The following is a 21,144-nucleotide window of genomic DNA, read 5'->3' on the forward strand; positions in this document are numbered from 1 at the left end:
ATGTAATTTTTTTAAAAGTAATCTTTGATTGCTCTTTTTGTCATGCTCTTTTTTATTAATTAAACATTAATCAAACAACTATAAAAATCTTTTAACTTTTACTTGACTTCATATAGTTAGTCTCATATATAAACAATAATTCTTCTTTACCATATTTAATTTTCTTTAATATTTTATTCCCCTTGTCTGTATTTACTAGAAATACGCTTCTTCGAGGATAAATATCATTGACCTCCACATTAAACTTATGAAATAAATTTACATCCAAATCATATTGGGTCAAAAAATGCTTACCATTATACATTTCATCCATATAATCACCTCTATATTAAATATAGATTGTCTTGTACAATAGCTTTATGAAGTTTTAAAGCGTATTGTTCTTCTGTTAAATCCTTTTCCCTTATCCTGTACTTATTACATTGCTTAGTAAATTCATATGGAAAGGATAGAAGGGAAATTATAAACTGGTAACTATTATTATCTAGTCCTTCAAAACTACAGAACATGGATACTAATTCTTTAAAATCTAGACTCATTTCCTTTTTCTTATATTTATACAAAAAATTAAAGCAGTCTATTTCAACCATATTGTAACTACACTTTTTAATATTCTTAACTTTTATTGCATCTTCCTTTATTAAATTGCCAAAGTCCACCTGCCCCAAACATATTTCTTTATTTCTCATACTCCTTTTTATTAAATCATAATACTCATTTTTATATATATTGTTAATAACAGCTTCTCCCATTTTTATATAATCTTCTGCTTTATCAAGAAGGATTTTTTCAAAAGAATTACTAGCGCCTTGATCTTTAAGTTTATCAAAGTCTCTTGTCAATTTTTTTATATTTATTTTATATTCTTCTACTATTTTACCTATGGAACTATCTAATCTATCCTTTATAATCCCTGTACTTCCCATGGCATTTTTATGAAACTCACTTATCAACTTAAGATGATCTAACAATAATTTTTCATTTATATCCTTTTTATTTATATCTGCATTAATATTCTCGGTTACCTCTATACCTTTAGATGCTAAATATTGCTCAAATGTGTTTATCTTAACCATATATTTCCCTCCAGCATTAATTGTATTTTTTATTTCTAAATTCATCTACAAATTCTTGTCTTAAGTCCTTATCCTCATATATTTTATTTAGTTTATTTATAAAAAACTCTTCTCCCCAAGGTTGTTTCTCAATATAATACTGGATTCCTACTTGCCAAAAAGCCTGTGGAAATTCTATAAGAGATGCCATAATCGGTATGTCTTTTCCTTCTATTGGATAAACAGAGCTATAATAGTCTATTATATCAGTAGACTTATCAATATCCCATTTCCCATTTTTCATCACCCTTATAATCAAACTGCATAAATCATGTAAATGTGTATCCAAAATGCAATAATCAAAATCTATAATATTAATGCTGCTATCATCTTCTATAAGTATATTATGATTGGCATAATCATGATGACAAAAACTTTTATTATTCACTTCATCTTCCATTCTAATAAAGTAATCACTTTCAATCAGATTATCTATAGATTTATCAATTCTCCATAATTCTTCATCTATTGATTTTAAATAAAGGCTATCAAATTCCGTGTTATTTTCTTTATTTTCAATAATACTTTTAAACAATAAAAGCTCATCTCGTTTATTTCTAAAACTACCTAACCACTTAAGCCAACCCACTCTGGGCTTCATATCTGTAGTTAAATTAAACCCAAAACTCTTTTTATGAAGTTCAGCTAGCTTGCAAGTTGCTAACATAACATCAACAGGGTTATTATAATTACATTCTCTGGCTTCTATCCAAGTGGTTAAATAAGCATATCTGTTGCATATTTTTATATAATCCTTACAATGTTTGTTCTTTATTATATTGGGTGTTTTATTAAAACCATTGTTTTGTAGATGCTTAATAGCAGATATGATAAACAAAAAATGATTGAATTCATAATTAATTACCTTAAGGCAATACTTATCTTTTTCTGTTGTAATTTTATATACATTCTTAATCTTATCCATGGATTGTACTTCTAATGAGTATTCTTCTTCAATGCTTCTCTTTACCTGTTCCTCCAGCAAGGTTGTTTCCTCCTGCCCATTACTTATAGTTGTATTATATGTATAAATTCCTTTGTATGTGCTAAATGACACACTTTTCATACAATGCTAATATTATTAATATATAAGTTAAAATATTAATATCCTTAACTGAGTGCATTTAAGGGGGAGAATTATATGAGAATTGGCATAGATGCCAGAGGGATAACCTTGTACAAAGGTACTGGCATAGGAACATATACCGAAAATCTTTTAAAATATCTGCTTAATATAGATAAAGAGAATCATTACCACATATATTGGTGTGGAAAAGATTATCATAAATACTATAAAGAAAACTCAAAAATAATTGCCACCTCAAAAAAACACAAAAACTTTTTTGAACAGCTTTATTTCCCTAGTAACTTAGTAAAAGAAAACATAGATTTATACCATGTTCCTCAAAATGGTATTGGCCTATGTGAAGATATAAGCTGTAAAAAGATAATAACCATTCATGATCTTATACCATATATCATGCCTGAAACTGTAGGAAAGGGTTATTTAAATAAATTTTTAAGAGATATGCCTAGATTAATCAATAGCTGTAATGGCATTATTACTGTATCTCAATGGTCAAAAAAAGATATATTAAGATTTTTCCCTATAATAGATGAAGATAAAATTTTTGTAACTCCCCTTGCTGCAGATTGGAAGTATATGCCTATGGATAAGGAAAAATGTAAATATATATTAAGAAAATTTTACAACATTGAAAAACCCTTTATACTATATATAGGCGGCTTTAGTGACAGAAAAAATGTTGATTCCTTGATAGCAGCTTTCTCTCAGGTATATAAAAAATTAAATAAAGATTACAATTTAGTAATAGCAGGAGCTAATAGGGATACTGCTAAATATTTAGCTAATCTAAGCAACAATTTAGAAGTATCTTCAAGAATAATATTTACTGGATTTGTTCCTACAGAACACTTACCACTTTTATATAATGGATGCGATGTATTTGTATATCCTTCTTTATACGAAGGTTTTGGTTTACCTCCATTAGAAGCTATGAGTTGTGGTGCCTGTGTAATTTCATCAAACTTATCTTCTATACCAGAAGTAGTTGGTGACGGAGGTATATTAATCCATCCATTAGATATAAAAAGTTTTGTTGATACCTTAGAAAAGGTATTAAATGATAATACTCTACAGGAATCTTTAAAGTCTAAAGCCTTAAAGAGAGCATCCCTTTTTTCATGGGAAAATACTGCGAAAAAGACTTTGGAAGCCTATGGCAAAATCTTTTCCCAATAACTCTTCTCTAAACATATGGTAACTATCGATTGGTTATATGCTATTTAGTAATAAAAAGATCCTCCCATAACTTAATGGAAGGATTTTTTTATTACTTTTTCTATTTCAGGAAAATTAACAGGATATATAATATCTGGAGCTTGTTTTTGTATATTACTTGCTAAAAGCCATATCTTATCATTAAAATATTCTACATTTTTGTTGAATTCCTCAGCTTTATATATATTCAAATTGGCTGGAAAAACCCCTTTATTAAGGAATAGCTCTAACTGAAGTTTTTCATCTTTTAACATAAACTGTAAAAACGCTGATACAGTTTCTTTATTTTTGCCATTATTTAAAACTAACATATTATACCCATTCATAGATACATCTCTATTACCACCTAGTTCAAAACCTGGTATTTTACCTACCAGTAGTTTATCCTTCATTTCTGGCAGCTTAGACATTATTAAATTAATATCATTTATACTGCATATTGTGGCAGCTAATTTCCCTTTTTTTATTTCTTCTAGTAGGGTTGCATTTGAGTTTTTCCCTAGTATAAAATTTTCGTCTCTAATTTTTTTAATCATTTCTAAAGCTTTTGTAGAATTATGGGAATCCATAGTCCAATCCCCATTTTTATCTGTATAGTTCTCACCTAATTGACTTAATAAAATTTTATATAAATAACTTTTATCTTCTTCCCAAAGAAATTTGTAGTTTCCTTTTAATGTTTTATTTATTATTTTACCTGCATCTATATAATCATCCCAAGTTCTTATGTCATCTATATTTATTTTGCACTTATCAAAAATATCCTTTCTATATATCATCACATAAGGATTTCTGTCTAATGGTATACCATATATTTTATTATTGAATGAAACATTGCCTAGTTCACCTTTGGAGAAGTTTCCCTTATAGGGTGATATATTGTCACTTATATCTAGAAAATTCTTTGTAAAATTATTTAAAAAATACTGAGTATATTCATTTTTAACCACTATCATGTCCATAGATTCCTTGCTGATATCATCCTGAGGTTTATATATATTGTTATCCTCTTTCACATCTATCTTTACATTTGGGTACATTTTATTAAACTCATTTACATATGTATTTATATAATTTATACGCTGCTTATCCACAGCTATATTTATTTTTCCTCTTAACTTTCTATTGACCCCTTCTGATGATTCCTTTTTACTATTGCATCCCATTAATGTAAAAATAGATATAAATATAATGAACATCATCATGATTTTTCTTTTTTTCATAACATATCACCTACATATTTATTATTTATAGTTATTTTTAATGATAATCTACTATGAATAAATTGTCAAAATTATATATTACACAAAAAATGAAAAGCTACTGAGCATACTCAGTAGCTTAATAAAATTCATATTATGCATCAACCTTTAGACATTTTGTAATTGCCAGTTGAATTAAATTCTTCTTTCCATGCTTTATCTGCATGAGGTTTGAAATCTTCAGCTAGTTTGTCAAGGTCTTTCTTGAATTTCTCATCATGTATCATCATTTCTGCACCCTTATCTGTTGGCTTTGCTCCTGTACAATCAGATACATCCCTTATCACTTCTGGGTTGTCAATCATCATACATGGCAATAATAGGTTATCATTATAAGGCTGCCTACTTCTTAGCTCCTTAAAGAAAGAACTCTTAAATACATCTAATAATGGCTTATCTTTTAAATTGTCTGTAGCAAAATGGGCAAAGATACATGGTTCCACATCTTCATGAGAATTTATGTGGCAATAATATTTCCCTGCAATGCATCCTCCAACATAAGGAGCATCATTAAAGAAATCTATGGCAAAATAAGGTTTAGTAGTTCTAATTTTTCTTACCCTTTTTCCTAACATTAATCTCTGTTCTGGAGTTAACATTAAATTAACATCTGGAGCATCTCCAACTGGCATAAATATAAAGAACCAGCTCATTTTTGCTCCCTTTTCTATTAACATGTCGATAAATGCATCAGAAGATACTGTATCTACATTATGTCTACCTGTAGCTGAAGAAACACCAAATAGGATTCCTCTTTCTTTAAGCAAATCCATGCCGTGCATAACCTTTTTAAATACTCCTTTGCCTCTTCTAGCATCTGTTTCTTTTTCAAAACCTTCTAATGATAACATAGGTACTACATTTCCTAATTCTTTTAATTTATCTGCTAATTTTTCATCAAATAATGTACCATTGGTAAATGGAGAAAATATTACATCATTGTACTTTTCGTATATATCCAACATATATTCATTGAAAAAAGGCTCTCCTCCAAGTATAATGAAATAATATATTCCTAAATCCCTGCCTTCTTTAACTATCCTGTCTACCTCTTCATAAGGTATATCATCCTCCCTGCTGTAATTGGCTGCATAGCACCCAGTGCATCTAAGATTACATCTCATTGATGGACTAAGTAATATAACAAAAGGAGTTTTTATCCCTTTTTCCTCAAATAATTTAGCTCTCTTTGGTATTCCATACCAAGCAGCATTGGCAAAAAAGTTTGTAAATAATTTTTCCAAACATTTTTTATCTGTATTTTTTAGCATACCTTTTATATACGCATTTACTGAAGGTATCTCGTTATAATATCTCTGTACACTATTAATTTTTGCTAGGTTATCTTCATCCTTTACAGCTTTTTTTATAATATCAAATAGTTTATCAACATTTTTTTCTGGGTCTTTACTAAGTATTTCAATTCCTTTTTTAACTAGTACATCCTTTACTCCTTTTTCCATTGTCTCTACGACTTTCATTTATGATTCCCCCCGATATAATAATAATTACAATTGCCTTTTCCAATACCTTTAGACTGATCAGTATAATAATATTATATCCCTACGTTGTATTAAATCAACCTTTTATTCACATATTTAACAAACTATTAATAAAATAATAGTTTTATAATTTGTTAATCATACTAGCTATATATCCTGCACCAAATCCATTATCTATATTAACTACACTTACCCCGCTGGCACAACTATTTAACATAGATAAAAGTGCAGATAATCCTTTAAAATTCGCGCCATAACCTACACTTGTAGGTACAGCTATTACTGGCTTATCCACTAATCCTCCTACCACACTAGCTAATGCCCCTTCCATGCCTGCTACTACAACAACTACCTTTGCACCTCTTATAATATCAATTTTATCAAATAATCTATGTATTCCTGCTACTCCAACATCATATATCCTTTTCACTGCATTGCCATAGGTCTCTGCGGTAATAGCTGCCTCTTCTGATACTGGTATATCAGAGGTTCCCGCTGTAACTACTGCAATATAACTTTTAGTTTTTTCTATTTCTTTTTTCATTATCCTTATAATTTTAGCCTCAGGAAAATATTCTGCTTCTTTATATAAGTTTTGTACTGCATTATACATTTCTTTTGTAGCTCTTGTTGCCAATATATTATTCCCATTTGTCAACATAAAACTTATAATTCCTTTTACCTGTTCTACAGTTTTTCCTCCACAATATATTACCTCTGGATAACCTACCCTTATTTCTCTGTGATTATCTATCTTAGCATAACCCAAATCTTTAAAAGGAAGCTCTTTTAATTCTTCCACACCATCCTCTATGGTTATGCTTCCATTTTTTATACCCTCCAGCAGTTCTCTTATATCATTTTCATTCATCCCTAATTACCATCCTTTATAACAGCATTCATACTGCCCATTCTATACCCTTCTAAATCCAAGGCTATATATCGATATCCATAGCTTTTAAGATTGCTTACTACATCTTCTATAAAATCTTCGTTAAGAAATTTACTTATATCTTTTTTATTTACCTCTATTCTTGCCATATCATTATAACTTCTAACCCTTGCTTCTTTGAATCCTATACTGTGCAAATAATCTTCACTTTTTTCTACTTTTTTTAATTCATTTATATTTATTTTTGTATCATAAGGTAACCTTGATAGAAGGCATGCATAAGATGGTTTATTCCAAGTAGGTAAATTTAACTCCTTAGAGAACTTTCTTATTTCTTCCTTTGTAATATTAAGTTCTTTTAATGGACTTTTTACATTAAGCTCTTCTAAAGCTCTCATACCAGGTCTATAATCTTTAGTATCGTCTACATTAGTACCATCTAAAACATGATGTATACCATTTGTTTTGGCTAATTTTATTATTTCTTTAAATATATTCTTTTTGCATATATAACACCTATCCTTGGGGTTATATTTAATTTCATCAATGATAGGTAATTCCAAGAAAAAGTGTTTAACACCTAATTTATCTATAATAGCATTAACATCTTTTATTTCACTTTCTGGTATATAAGGTGACTTTACTGTTATTCCTATAACCTTATCCCCGATAGCTTCTTGTGCAGCCTTTAGTAAAAAAGTACTATCTACTCCTCCAGAAAAAGCTACAGCTGCTTTCCCCAAATCCTTCATATAGTTAACCAATTTTAAATATTTATTATCATTTATCATTTATATCCACCTCAAAGGTTAATGTATTCTATTTATTATGTTTAAAACATCATTATATAATTTTATTAGAGGTATATTTTTTTCCTCTGCTATTTTCTTTAAGTCCTCATATTCTGGCTTAAATTTTATTTTTTCTCCATGTAAATATGAATTTTTAACTTTTACTTCTCCATAGGGGGTGTCTACATATGTAGTCTCTCTTTCAAGGCATTGTTTTTCTACTTTATATTTTCTCATTCCAATTGTTGTGGTCTCTCTAAAGATTATTTTTTTAATTTCATCTTCTATCTTTTCTTCATAAAGTACTGATAACATAACCCCTGGTCTTCCTTTTTTCATAGTTATAGGAGTTAAATAAACATCTGAAGCTCCTGCTTCAAACAATTTATCTATTACATAGGAATATATCTCTGGATTCATATCATCTATATTACATTCAATAATATAATCACTATTTTTCTCCTGAACTTCCCCTATAAATACTCTTAAAACATCAGGTATATCCCCCTGATCTTTATGACCCACTCCATATCCAATTTTATCTATTTTAAAATCTACATCATCTATAAACTCTTCTGATAATGCAGCTATAATAGCAGCCCCTGTTGGTGTTGTAGCTTCAAATGGTACATTGCCCAATTTCACAGGTATACCTTTTAATATTTCCGTAGTAGCTGGTGCAGGTACAGGCAATATACCATGAGCACATTTTATGAAACCTTTCCCTAATTCTATTGAGGAAGCTGCCACTTTGTCTACTTTTAAAAATTCAAAACAAATTGCTGCTCCCACAATATCAACTATAGAATCCACAGCCCCTACTTCATGAAAATGAACCTCATATAGTGATTTACCATGTACCTTTGCCTCTGCTTCTGCTACTTTTTTAAATATTTTCATACTTAAATTTTTTACATCTTCATTTAATCCACTGCTATATACAATTTCTTCTATGTCTCTTAAATTTCTATGATGGTGGTGCTCTTCATGATTATGTGTATCATGGTGATGATAATCTTGTAGTATTACATTAACCTTGGTGCCTGTTATACCTTTCCTTTCTTCTTTGTTTATTTCAATTGTATATTCATTCAAATTTAGCCTTGATAGCTCCTCTAGTAAATAATTTTCATCTACTCCTAAATCTATCATAGCTCCTAAGTTCATATCCCCACTTATTCCTGAAAAGCAATCATAATAAAGTACTCTCATTTTTTCACCCATCCCTTAAAATATTTTCTTAAGTATCTATTATATCCTTACTACTTTATTTTAACATTTTTTCATAATGATTAACCATTTTACTCCAATATTTTATAAAAAACTACTTCGATACATAAGCATTACCTTCTATAAAAAATCTCCAAGGATAATCTTTAGCTTCCCCTGCATAATCTACACCAATTCTCTTAGACACTCCAGTGTCAAAGTTTTCTTTTCCCCCTTCTTCTATATAAATAGTTTCTCCGCATAAATCCTCAGCATTTAATGACTTATCTATGTTCATAGCAGAACAGAGCTTAGCAGGTCCATTGGTTAAATTTATCTTTTCCTTTTTGGTAAGCTTATCATAATTTTTCTTAAATCTTCTGTTACTCATCATATCAAGTCCCTTTATAGGCTCTAATGCCCTGATTAGTACTGCTTGAGGCACTCCCTTTTCTCTAGTAACTGTATTCATGCAATAGTGTAATCCATATATAATGAATACATAGGCAAATCCTGGTTCCCCATACATTACCTCTACCCTTTTTGTCCTTCTTCCTCCATAGGAATGAGCGGCCTTGTCTTCAGGTCCCATATAAGCTTCTACTTCCACTATCTTTCCTTTACATACTGCATCCATTTCTTTTGTAACTAATACCTTACCTAATAACTCTTTAGCTACAAGGACTGTGTCCCTATTGTAAAACTCTCTGGATAATTTCATTTTACATCCTTCCTTTCAATAACTAAGCTATAATTATATTATCCTTCCACGTGTCAGCAAGATATATTCTGTGTAATTAATGTTCTATTGCATTCTACTTATATATATTATATTCTATGAATTATATCAATGTTGTCATAAAATATGGAGTATCCTTTCTTTTAAAGAGAAGATACTCCAGTTTTCTGTTATTAAAATTAGCTCTTATAGATAGTTTATCATATTTTCTTCATCTTTTAGCATATTAACAAGGTGCTTTAATTCCTGATCCTTATTTTTATCCATTACTAGCAGTACATCCCCTGCATCTACAATTATTAAGTCTTTAATACCGAATCCAATAACCAATTTTTCGCCACCAAAGACTATACAATTGTCGCTTTCCTCCATAAATATATTTCCATTAACATTATTTCCTCGGAAATTTTTTAAAAATCGAGATAACGACATAAAATTTCCTATATCATCCCATGTAAACTCGCATTTTATCACATAGGCTTTTCTTGTCTTTTGCATTATGCCAAAATCAACAGAAATACCATCAATTAGACTATATTCTTCTCTTATAGTCTGTTCTTCTGTTTCTGTGCCTAAGTTAGAATAAATATTCATCATACTTCTATACATTTTAGGTAAATATTTTTCCATTTCTCTTAAATATACATCTGCTCTCCAAACAAACATACCGCTATTCCATAAATAGGTGCCCTTTAGAATTAAATCCTTTGCCACTTCTGTATTTGGCTTTTCTAAAAATCTTTCTACCTTATAGGACGCAATGTCCCCAAATATTCTTTCTCCTATTTCTATATAACCATAGCCTGTTTCTGGCCTTGTTGGCGGCACACCTATGGTTATCAATCCCCTTCTTCTATTCACAGTTTCTATTGCCTGGCTTATTGTATCAATAAACACCTTTTCATTTTCAATAAAATGATCTGAAGGCAGCACTATCATTAATGCATCCTTATCTTTTTTTAACAACTTCACTGCAGATAACCCTATACATGTAGCCGTTTCTTTATTAGCAGGCTCTACAAATATATTCTCTTTATTTAATTCCGGCAATTCTCCGTATATCTTGTCTAAATATCTTTCATTGGTTACTACATATATATTCTCTTTATTAACCAATGGTTTTATTCTATCTACAGTATTTCTTAAAAAGCTCTTATTGTTAATTACTTTTAAAAACTGTTTTGGATTATCTTCTCTTGATAATGGATAAAGCCTTGTTCCTTTTCCACCTGCAAGAATTAGTGCATATAACAAAATCACCACTCCGCTTTATTGTTCATAATATATTATGAATAATAAAGCGGAGTGGTGAATCAAAAGTTTTAAGAACCATTCAATTAAGTTACAAATGGATTCCTTGCCCAAGTATATTTTTATAATATGCTCACCTTAATAATTCCATCAAAGCTACTTAAATCCTTTAATATTTGGGAATAATTAATATACTTTGGTACTACTATTGTAAATAAGCTCTTTTCATAAACATTTTCCTCATCTTTCTCAATGGTATCAAAAATAAATTCAATATTTTTAATTTTTATATTCCTCCTATGAAAATATTCAGTTATCTTTTGAATCATATTATTTTTTTCTAAATACTCTAATTCTAATTGTACCAATTTATTTTTATCTAAGAATTTCGATTCAAACCTTTTTAGAGTAACTAGTGAAATAACTACAGCTATACTAGATAATATACTTAATGCATAATATCCCATACCAATAGCAAGTCCAATACATGCTACTGTCCATAAACTAGCTGCCGTTGTTAATCCTTTTACTGATCCATTATCACGTATTATAGTTCCTGCTCCTAAAAAACCTATTCCACTTATAACCTGAGCGTCTAATCTACCTACATCAGCTTTTATTGAAGTTGCTAACTCTGGGTTAGCTTTAATTAAATTTATTGTATATTGTAGATCATAGAGCTGTATCATTGATATAACTGTCGCCCCTACACATACCAATATATGCGTTCTAAAGCCCGCTGGTCTGTTCCTAAACTCTCTTTCATAGCCTATAGCTCCGCCGATAATAATGGCAAGAGTTAATCTTATTACTACTTCCTCCAACTTCATTTATGCTTCCCCTTTTATGATTCCTTATTACTATAATAGCAAAACGTGGTAGTTATATTATATTATATAATATACATTATACTTATACCATATATTATACTGCCTTAAGTTCTTTTGAATTCTTAAATAACTCTTTATTTTTTTCTATACTCATATCTTCGTTATAAGGAAGCATTTCTTGATTTTGAAGTTTTGAAAAAACCTTATTCATAGTGTTGTCAATATTTCTATAAAAATCCACAGCTCTTATTTTTATAATATTCCAGCCAGAGGACTTTAGTTTTAATTGGGCTTCATAGGTTTCATCCCAGGTTAATATAGTATTTTCATCAGGGTTCTCACATACTATGGCTACTTTATTTTTAAATCCCTCCAATACAAAATCTATTTTATATCCACCTATATTTACATTAGGGTATATATTATAATTTTTCCCTGCTAATATTTTATACACATCTCTTTGAAGGTCTGAATAAAATATATAGTCAATATTTCTATCTTCTCTCTTATAGTTCTCATAATTAATACAATAATTTAAAAGAGAAAATCTTACACAATCTCTATTTAAGTTTTTAGGCTCTATGGAGTAAAAAAGCCACATCTGATTTTTTGCCCTGCTAGCAGCTACATTAAATCTTCTAATGTCAGATTCTTTAGTAAGGGAAGCAAATTTTATATTATCTCCTATAACCATTGATAAAAACATTACGTCCCTTTCATCACCTTGGAAAGAATAAGCATCTCCACAAACTATCTTTCTTTTAACTATTTCTTCTTCTCCAATTTTATTTCTTAAAAGTTCTTGGATATAATCAGCTTGAGCCTCTCCAAGCAAAGATATAACTCCCATAGTCATTCCTCTATAATTTTTATTTCTACAACAATCATATATCTTTTCCACTACAGCTTCTGCTTCTTCTATATTAATCCCTTTTTTCTCTTCACGCTTTCCATTTGCTATCCTTACAGCTGATATAGCTGGTTCAAGCCTTTCAAATCTTTGAGCATATCTTAAGGGTATTATCTCCCCGGAATAACACAATCTATTGCTAAATCCTATTATATCTGGAATACATCTAAAATGCTCCTTTAACATAACTCTGCTTGGGAATACCCTTAAAGCAGTATCATAAAGACTTGTTTGTAAATCAAACCATTCTTTATTAGGTATATCTTTAAGATATATATTAATAAGATTTTTTATATTTTCCTGTTCTATTCCTATAACCTCAGGGCTTATCTGCTTATCATCTCCCACTATGATGGCTTTATTTCCTCTCATTAAAGCACATAAAGCAAATATATTACTCTGGCTGCTTTCATCAAATATAATTACATCAAATTTATTTTCTGTAAGCTTTATATTCTCTATTACCCTATTTAAAGGCATTATCCATACGGGTATAAATCCCTTACAATTTTCAATTTCCTTTTGTGCTAATTTTACATATTCTCCTGCATATTTTCCTTTTCCCTTTCCTATTCTTTTTACCGCCTGTAACCAAGAGAATAAACTTCTCTTTTCCTTTTCCGAAATTTTAAGTACCTGATTATACCAGGTCTGCTTACAGATTATTTCTTTAATTAATTTTTTCTCCTTCTCCTTTTCATTTTCCAATCTTTCCCCTAGATCACTTTCATCAATATTATTTAAGGAATTTAATATACAATTCCATTCTCTCCATCTCCATGCCCTATTCCAATTTTTAATATTTTCTACATCTCCAGATAATATTTTAGAACATACCTTTGGACATGTATTCCTTAGTCTTGACAATATTATATCCATATCAGAAACATACAACTTTACCTTTTTTAGTCTTTCTATCTCTAAAAAAGCTTCTTTTAGTCTATCTAAATCTAGATCTTCTATAGCATTACATAACATATCTAGTTCCTTGGTAGAATACATTAAATTCTTTAATGACTGCAAATAAGCTTCTATATCTTTATATTCATAAATTTCATTAATGGCATTCAAACAATTTTTTATATATATAAATGTGTGCTTTTCATACCAATTCATATCTGTTGGAAATTGTATTCTTCCTAATAGCTTACTTATCTCCAATTTTATTTTATCATTCCAATTAACTATATCCTCTATTATTTTCATATATTCTTCTATAATTACTATGTTATTTATATACTTTTTATCTACTTTTAAATTACTATACAATTTAAAAGTATTATTCCATAAGTCTAATATATTTCTCTCAATGAACTTTTCTTCTAAATATAATTTCACTATAATAGCTTGAGGTAGTGTTTCTAGTGGGTTATAGTCAACCCTGCAATTGTCTATTACGTACCTGCAATCCTTATGGAGTATAGAAAACAATTTTCCTATATTCCCTTTTTTACTTAATTCTTCATAAACCTTATTAAAATCCCTTTCAAAAATACTTAAATCCACATTTTCTGGTAAACATACACAATGGTCATTTAATTCCTTTTTTATTACAGCTAATCTTTTCATATAGCTATTCCACCTTGCTGATAAACCTGAAATAGAATGTCTTAATATATTACTATTGTAATAGTCTGTTAAAACTTCATTAAACCCCATTTTTTCTATGTTATCTAACTTATGTTCAGCAGTTTCAATAATTTTAATTACATTGTGGTACTGAAATCTTTTATTGTCATAAATGTTCCAGCCTTCTATGAAACTTTTATTTTCAATATATTTTCCTTTTAATCTAATGTAATTATTAATTACATCATAAACTTCTCTATAAGTAGGGAACTTATCTATTATAATCCCTACTCTATTAATTACTTCTATATCCTTCTTATTGATTTTTTTAGCATATTGTTTTAACCTTTCAAAATCGTCTTCTGAAATGGGTGATTTGGTATATGGCTTTATGTCATCCTCTATCCAGGAATATTCTTTTTCGTTTTCTTTTAACCATTTTGCAATATCCACTAATTTATAATCATTGCCACAGTAATTTATACTTTCATTTTCTTTCTTATCTATGTCTTTTAATTTATGGATTAGAGCCTTTTGATTGCCTCTGCATAAATTTAATTCCTTTCTAGTCACATTTAATTCCTTCTCTAAATCCCTAGGATTCAATGATAGATTGTCCGTTATCTTTCTTACCGATTCCTCTAATTGTTGAAAGGACTTTGCATCATTTCCTAATAGGCTTATACATAAGGCCCTTATTTCTTCTGGTATCTTTTCTTCTAAAACTTTTAAAGCTCTATCTGTCTCGCTAGTAACCAAAACCTTTTTACCATGAGCTAAAAAATGGCATATTAAATTGGCTATAGTGTGGCTTTTCCCTGTGCCCGGGGGGCCCTGAACTACTACTCCAAAATGTTCTCCCACTGCTCTAGCAACCTCTTTTTGCTGCTCATTGGCAGGTAACGGGAACAACAAATCTTCACTTATTTTTCTCCATTCTTCTTTTATTTCTTCTTCCTCGCATACATTGTCTTTACTTACTAATGCCTCTATAGGCTTTGGAATAGGCAATCCTTTATCTAATTCATCTAATATATTTTTTATTTCTTCCTTCCATAGATTGGTACTAGCCTTTCTAACCATAAATATTGATTCCATATGTATTACAGGCTTTTCATCTACATTTAAATCATTGCAGTTAACTTTATTACCATGCATATCTCCATCTACATTTAATGCATCTATTATATCTCCAAAATATTTTTCCATGGTGCTTGTATCTCTCGGATCTATTCCCTGAAACTTTATAGTGTCCTTTAAACTTATCAATTTACAGTGATTTACGGGAAGCCCTTGAAGAAAATATGTTTCCAGGCTGACATTAGTACATGGCTTTATATAAAACTTTCCTTCCTCTATTTCAAAGCTTAATTCAACAGGCGTGATAAAAATAGGATGAACTATTTTTTCTCCATTGATAACATCATATACTATTCCATTGCCATGGACTAATTCTATATTCTCCCCTTTTTTCTGTATATTTTGGTAAATGCTAAATAAATGATTGTATATATCCCTAGCCCTTTTATCAACTTTTATCCACCAGTCTTGTCCTAAATCTTTATTTATACTGCATCCTACAACACTTTCCATATCCTTTTCCCAAATAGTTTTATCATATTCTTTAACATTCCTGACTATCTTTTCATTAATACCTTTTACACTAAGGAGATAATTAAATATATTCTTAATTTTTTCTCTGGTTTCCATAGCTCTACCCCCATAATTTATACTCCATAATTATATTTATTAAAAATAAAGCTTAAACTATTAATATATTACTTGTATGTTAAATTATACCATCGGGGTAATTATATTTCAAAACTTTCGTGAAACATTATCTCTATACATATGACATAATCCTTTAATATAAAAATAAAAAGCACAGCAAATGCTGTGTTTTTTATTTAGAACAGATTTATTCCCTATTTTTTACATGAATCTCTTTCTATTAGCTGATAATCTAAAACATAGTGCTCTTTTTCCAAAGGCTCCTTATTTATCATCTTAATAAGCATTCTCATCCCTACGGAACCCATATCATACATAGGTTGGGCAATAGTTGTTAGTTTAGGATAAAATATTTCTGCTCCATAGATATTGTCAAATCCTAAAACGTCTACATCCCTTGGCACAATAAATTTCTTATCCCTTAAGGAATTTATTGCTCCCATGGCAATTTCGTCGCTGGCACAAAATACACTATCTATTGAATTATTGTTTAAAATAATATTTATAGCTTCATATCCATCTCTAGCTTTCATTCCAGAAAAACATACTAAATTCTTATCAATACCCATATTGTTTTCGGCTAATGCTCTCTTATATCCCTTGTATCTTAAAGAGGTTGCATTCATTACATCATCCTTAGGTCCTATATAGGCAATCCTCTTATTTCCTTTTCCTATAAGATACTTCACCGCATCATAGGCTCCTTGTTCATTATTTATTATTACACTAGGAAAACTTCTATCTTTATCTGTAGTTTCAACTAATACAGTTGGAAGTTGAAGTTCATTAATTAATTTTATTGTATCATTGCCTAGGGAGGTACTCATGTATAGCACTCCATCTACCATTTTTTCTTTTAAAACTTTTAGATATTCTGTTTCTTTTTCTATATCCAAATCTGTATTACATAACATTATATTATAATCATATATGTTTGCTACATCTTCTGCTCCCCTAACTATTTCTGGATAAAACTGATTAGATATATCTGGTATAATTATACCAACAGTTTTTGTCTTCTGAGTTTTAAGGCTTCTAGCTACTATATTAGGTCTATATCCTAATTTTTTTATTGCAGCCAAAACTTTTTCCTTTGTTTCCTCATTAACTACATCTACATCATTTAATACTCTAGACACGGTAGCTATTGATACCCCTGCTTCTTTTGCAACGTCCTTAATTGATGCTGCCATATTATCACTCCTAATACAGTTTATTTTCATTAATTATACTTTTAAAATTTACATATTACAACTATATTTTACCTCAAACTATATATTCTCCATACTAGGATAAAATCCTGCATATTACCTATTATCATAATTTAAAATACTTTTCAAAAAAGCATAGAAGGTTTCTTCTATGCTTTTTATTCATATTGGCTATTTTACAACTTCTACTGCTATTTTAAAATCTTCACCATTGATCTTACATTCTGTGTATTCTCTTTCTTCATTATAATGAACTTCTGTTGAAAGGGTTTCCTTCTTAATTACATCTTCAAACTTATTCATTATATTTTCCAGTAATTCATTGCCTGCTACATATAATTTAATCTTATCCGCTACTTCAAATCCGCTTTCTTTTCTCATGTTCTGGACTTTACTTAGAATTTCTCTTAAATTTCCTTCTTCTTTTAATTCTTCAGTTATAGTTGTATCTAGCACAACACCCATAGTGCCTTCCCCTGCAAAGGCAAAACCTTCAAGTCCCTTCATTGTTACAAGTAAGTTTTCGCTATTTAATTCTATTTCTGCATCTCCAGTCTTTACAACTACGCTTTCACCAGATTGAATCTTTTGTGCAAGCTCCATTTGGTCCATAGCTCCAAGCTCTTTTCTTATAACAGGAATGTATCTGCCATAAGCTTTACCTAGTACGGGCAAATTTGGCTTAATGTCATAGTTAACATACTTTGATAAATCTGCTCCAAATATAACTTCCTTTATATTAAGCTCCTCTTTAATTATATCTCCATAATATTCAGGAAGAGATTTTGAACTTGCTGACATTGATGATAATGGCTGTCTGTTCTTTATATTAGCACTGTTTCTTGCACTTCTTCCAAGCTTTACTATTCTATAAGCTTCTTCCATTTCTCTTTCTAATTCTTTATTAATTAAAGTTTCATCATACTCTGGCCATTTGCATAAATGAACACTTTCAGGAGCATCATTATCTAAAGATTTTACTAAGTTTTTATATATTTCTTCAGTAACAAATGGTATAAATGGTGCTGCAACAAGACATAGAGTAGTTAATACTTTATATAATGTTACATAGGCTCCAATCTTATCATCTGTTAATGTCTCACTCCAGAATCTTGATCTATTTCTTCTTACATACCAGTTAGATAACTCATCTACAAAGTCTTCTATTGCAAGTGCAGCCTGGTTTATATTATATTCATCCATATTTTCTTCTACATCTTTAATCAATGTATTTAATTTGGATATAATCCACTTATCCATTACATTACTGCTTACAAAATCCTTATATTTTAATGGATTAAATTTATCTAATTCAGCGTAAAGTACATAGAAAGAGTAAACATTCCATAATGTACTTATGAACTTTCTCTGAGTTTCTTCTACATCTTCCACAGAGAATCTAGTTGGAAGCCATGGTGCACTAGCTGTGTAAAAATGCCATCTGCAAGCATCTGCTCCTACCTTATCTAACACCTCAAATGGATCTACAACATTCCCCTTATGTTTTGACATCTTAAGTCCGTGTTTATCAAGAACATGACCTAAAACTATACAGTTTTCAAATGGGTTTGTATCAAATAATGCTGTAGATATAGCCATTAATGTATAGAACCAGCCTCTAGTTTGATCTACTGCTTCTGATATAAACTGTGCTGGAAAATTTGCTTCAAATATTTCTTTATTTTCAAATGGATAATGATACTGTGCAAAAGGCATTGAACCTGAGTCAAACCAACAGTCTATAACTTCTCCTGTTCTACTCATTTCTTTTCCACAATGTGGACATGATAATTTAACATTATCAATATATGGTTTGTGTAATTCTATATTATCAGGTACATTTATTCCCTTTTTCTTGAGCTCCTCAATACTTCCAATACATTCTCTGTGACCACATTCACATTCCCATATTGGAAGAGGCGTTCCCCAATATCTGTCTCTTGAAATACCCCAGTCAACAACATTTTCTAAGAACTTACCAAATCTTCCTGTTCTTATATTATCTGGATACCAGTTAACCTTATTGTTATTTTCTAAAAGTTTATCCCTTAATGATGTCATCTTTACAAACCAGCTATCCCTTGGATAGTATAGAAGTGGAGTATCACATCTCCAACAATGAGGATAAGAGTGAGTAAACTTTTCTGATTTATAAAGTATGCCTTTTTCTTTCATATATTCTAATATCTTAGGATCAGCTTTCTTAACAAATAATCCCTTCCATGGTTCTACACAGTCGATAAACTTTCCTTCTCCATCTACTAAGTTTATCAATGGTAATCCATACTTTTTACAAACTATGCTATCATCTTCACCATAGGCTGGAGCTAAATGAACAATACCAGTACCATCTGACAAAGTAACAAAATCACCATGTACTACATAGAATGCCTTTTCTTTAGGAGTATAGAAATTAAATAACTGCTCATATTCTAATCCAAGGATTTCTTCTCCCTTAAATTCTTTTACTATTTCATATTCTCCATCTAAAACGCGTAAAAGTTTCTTTGCAAGAATTAAATATTCTCCATTGTTTAAAACTTCTACATAATCATAATTTTTATTTACAGCCAGAGCCACATTGCTTGGTAATGTCCAAGGGGTTGTTGTCCATGCAAGTATATATTTATTTTCTTCTCCCTTTACCCTAAACTTTGTAAACGCAGTATTCTCCTTAACATCCTTGTATCCTTGAGCAACTTCATGGGATGAAAGAGCTGTTCCACATCTTGGACAGTAAGGAACTACTTTATGACCTTTATATAGTAAACCTTTATCCCACATTTGTTTTAATGCCCACCATACTGATTCTATATAATCATTATGATATGTTACATAAGGATTATCCATATCAACCCAAAAGGCTAATCTCTCAGACATATCCTTCCACATACTTGAATATGAGAATACGGATTCCTTACATCCTTTTATAAACTTTTCTACTCCATATTCTTCTATTTGTTGTTTTCCTGAAATGCCAAGCTTCTTTTCCATTTCCAATTCTACAGGAAGACCATGGGTATCCCATCCTGCTTTTCTTAAAACCTTATAGCCCCTCATAACCTTGTATCTTGGGATTAAATCTTTTATAACCCTTGTAAGTACGTGCCCTACATGGGGTTTTCCATTAGCTGTTGGTGGTCCATCATAAAATGTAAAATATTCTCCGTCCTTATTTAATTGGAAATTTTTTTCTACTATATGTTTTTCATTCCAAAATTCTAATATGTCTTTTTCTGCTTGAACAAAGCTTTTGGAATTGTCGATTTTTTTGTACATATGTATATCCCTCCTAATTATATTTTAACTCTATTTCTGCCTATTAATCACTTTAGGTAAAATATTCTATGAAGCTGCAGCATATATTATATTACTTAAAAACATAAAAAAACTTCGCCCTAATAGGACGAAGTTATATTCGCTATACCACCTATGGTATTAATAATTTCAAGCACAATAATGCCCTATCCTTTAACGCAGGATTGCGGATAAGCTTACTATTATTTCAGCATTCGACTCCAAGGTGATTTTTCTTAAAACCTTACTTGTGGATTTTCACCAAACTCCACTCTCTTTAAAGTATGAATTTTAAGTACTTTTCCTTTTCACAGTCTTTAAAGCAATAAAAAATTCAATTATTCTCTCTTAATTTATATTTTATTATAATATAACAATTTTTTATTGTCAATTTATTTTCCTAGAGCGTTTGTGTCAAGTTAAAGTGGGCAATTTATTTTTTGAATTTTTCCCATTATAAATTCAGTTGAAAATTTTATCCAATAGGGCTTCGCCCGCGGCCCGAAAGGGCGTACTTATCCCCTTAATTTTTT

15 protein-coding genes and 1 other annotated feature are annotated in these 21,144 nt (G+C 30.0%); of the genes, 1 reads left to right on the forward strand and 14 read right to left on the reverse strand.

Translation table 11 applies throughout. The features are described 5' to 3' along the window. Positions 1–91: 91 nt before the first annotated feature. From CLLI_RS07205 to CLLI_RS07215, 3 genes are read right to left on the reverse strand one after another with little or no spacing between them, the layout of a single operon-like run. Complete coding sequence (locus CLLI_RS07205) at positions 92–313, reverse strand: hypothetical protein (RefSeq protein WP_106063549.1); 222 nt, start codon at positions 311–313, stop codon at positions 92–94. A 10-nt stretch (positions 314–323) separates the two neighbouring features. Continuing rightward, entirely contained in the window at positions 324–1,076 is a 753-nt protein-coding gene (locus CLLI_RS07210; protein ID WP_146127079.1) for a spore coat protein, read from the reverse strand. Positions 1,077–1,092: 16 nt separating this feature from the next. Then, positions 1,093–2,100 (reverse strand): CotS family spore coat protein, encoded by a 1,008-nt coding sequence (locus CLLI_RS07215; RefSeq protein ID WP_106063551.1) that lies wholly within the window; start codon positions 2,098–2,100, stop codon positions 1,093–1,095. A 156-nt stretch (positions 2,101–2,256) separates the two neighbouring features. Between CLLI_RS07215 and CLLI_RS07220 the strand changes: the two genes are divergently transcribed. Next, on the forward strand, positions 2,257–3,378 hold the full coding sequence (locus tag CLLI_RS07220; protein WP_106063552.1) for a glycosyltransferase family 4 protein: 1,122 nt from the start codon (positions 2,257–2,259) through the stop codon (positions 3,376–3,378). 71 nt (positions 3,379–3,449) lie between these two features. Here the strand turns inward: CLLI_RS07220 and CLLI_RS07225 are convergent, their stop codons facing one another. The 11 genes from CLLI_RS07225 to ileS form a co-directional block, all read right to left on the reverse strand. Then, the gene (locus tag CLLI_RS07225; protein WP_106063553.1) at positions 3,450–4,640 is read right to left on the reverse strand and encodes an ABC transporter substrate-binding protein; all 1,191 of its coding nucleotides are present in this window, start codon (positions 4,638–4,640) and stop codon (positions 3,450–3,452) included. A gap of 140 nt (positions 4,641–4,780) precedes the next feature. Continuing rightward, the gene (locus CLLI_RS07230; RefSeq protein WP_106063554.1) at positions 4,781–6,160 is read right to left on the reverse strand and encodes a radical SAM/SPASM domain-containing protein; all 1,380 of its coding nucleotides are present in this window, start codon (positions 6,158–6,160) and stop codon (positions 4,781–4,783) included. A gap of 145 nt (positions 6,161–6,305) precedes the next feature. Beyond that, complete coding sequence (gene larB, locus CLLI_RS07235; RefSeq protein ID WP_106063555.1) at positions 6,306–7,052, reverse strand: nickel pincer cofactor biosynthesis protein LarB; 747 nt, start codon at positions 7,050–7,052, stop codon at positions 6,306–6,308. 2 nt (positions 7,053–7,054) lie between these two features. Next, positions 7,055–7,864 carry an ATP-dependent sacrificial sulfur transferase LarE gene (gene larE / locus CLLI_RS07240; protein WP_106063556.1) on the reverse strand — a complete coding sequence of 270 codons (810 nt, stop codon included), beginning with the start codon at positions 7,862–7,864 and terminating at the stop codon, positions 7,055–7,057. An 18-nt stretch (positions 7,865–7,882) separates the two neighbouring features. After that, the gene (gene larC / locus CLLI_RS07245; RefSeq protein WP_106063557.1) at positions 7,883–9,076 is read right to left on the reverse strand and encodes a nickel pincer cofactor biosynthesis protein LarC; all 1,194 of its coding nucleotides are present in this window, start codon (positions 9,074–9,076) and stop codon (positions 7,883–7,885) included. Between the two features lie 112 nt (positions 9,077–9,188). After that, on the reverse strand, positions 9,189–9,794 hold the full coding sequence (locus tag CLLI_RS07250; protein ID WP_106063558.1) for a DNA-3-methyladenine glycosylase: 606 nt from the start codon (positions 9,792–9,794) through the stop codon (positions 9,189–9,191). 204 nt (positions 9,795–9,998) lie between these two features. After that, the gene (locus CLLI_RS07255) at positions 9,999–11,066 is read right to left on the reverse strand and encodes a mannose-1-phosphate guanylyltransferase (RefSeq protein ID WP_106063559.1); all 1,068 of its coding nucleotides are present in this window, start codon (positions 11,064–11,066) and stop codon (positions 9,999–10,001) included. A gap of 119 nt (positions 11,067–11,185) precedes the next feature. Then, positions 11,186–11,893, reverse strand: coding sequence for an MgtC/SapB family protein (locus CLLI_RS07260; RefSeq protein WP_106063560.1), 708 nt, complete (start codon positions 11,891–11,893; stop codon positions 11,186–11,188). Positions 11,894–11,987: 94 nt separating this feature from the next. Beyond that, positions 11,988–16,082: an AAA domain-containing protein gene (locus CLLI_RS07265; protein WP_106063561.1), complete on the reverse strand. Its 4,095-nt coding sequence runs from the start codon at positions 16,080–16,082 to the stop codon at positions 11,988–11,990. A 215-nt stretch (positions 16,083–16,297) separates the two neighbouring features. Further along, a complete protein-coding gene (locus CLLI_RS07270) occupies positions 16,298–17,296 on the reverse strand; it encodes a LacI family DNA-binding transcriptional regulator (RefSeq protein ID WP_106063562.1) in 999 nt (332 codons plus the stop codon). Positions 17,297–17,485: 189 nt separating this feature from the next. Continuing rightward, entirely contained in the window at positions 17,486–20,593 is a 3,108-nt protein-coding gene (gene ileS, locus CLLI_RS07275) for an isoleucine--tRNA ligase (protein WP_106063563.1), read from the reverse strand. 120 nt (positions 20,594–20,713) lie between these two features. Next, positions 20,714–20,932 (reverse strand) — a binding site (T-box leader). Positions 20,933–21,144: the final 212 nt, after the last annotated feature.

Source organism: Clostridium liquoris, assembly GCF_002995785.1.
GTDB classification, from domain to species: Bacteria; Bacillota; Clostridia; order Clostridiales; family Clostridiaceae; genus Clostridium_AO; species Clostridium_AO liquoris.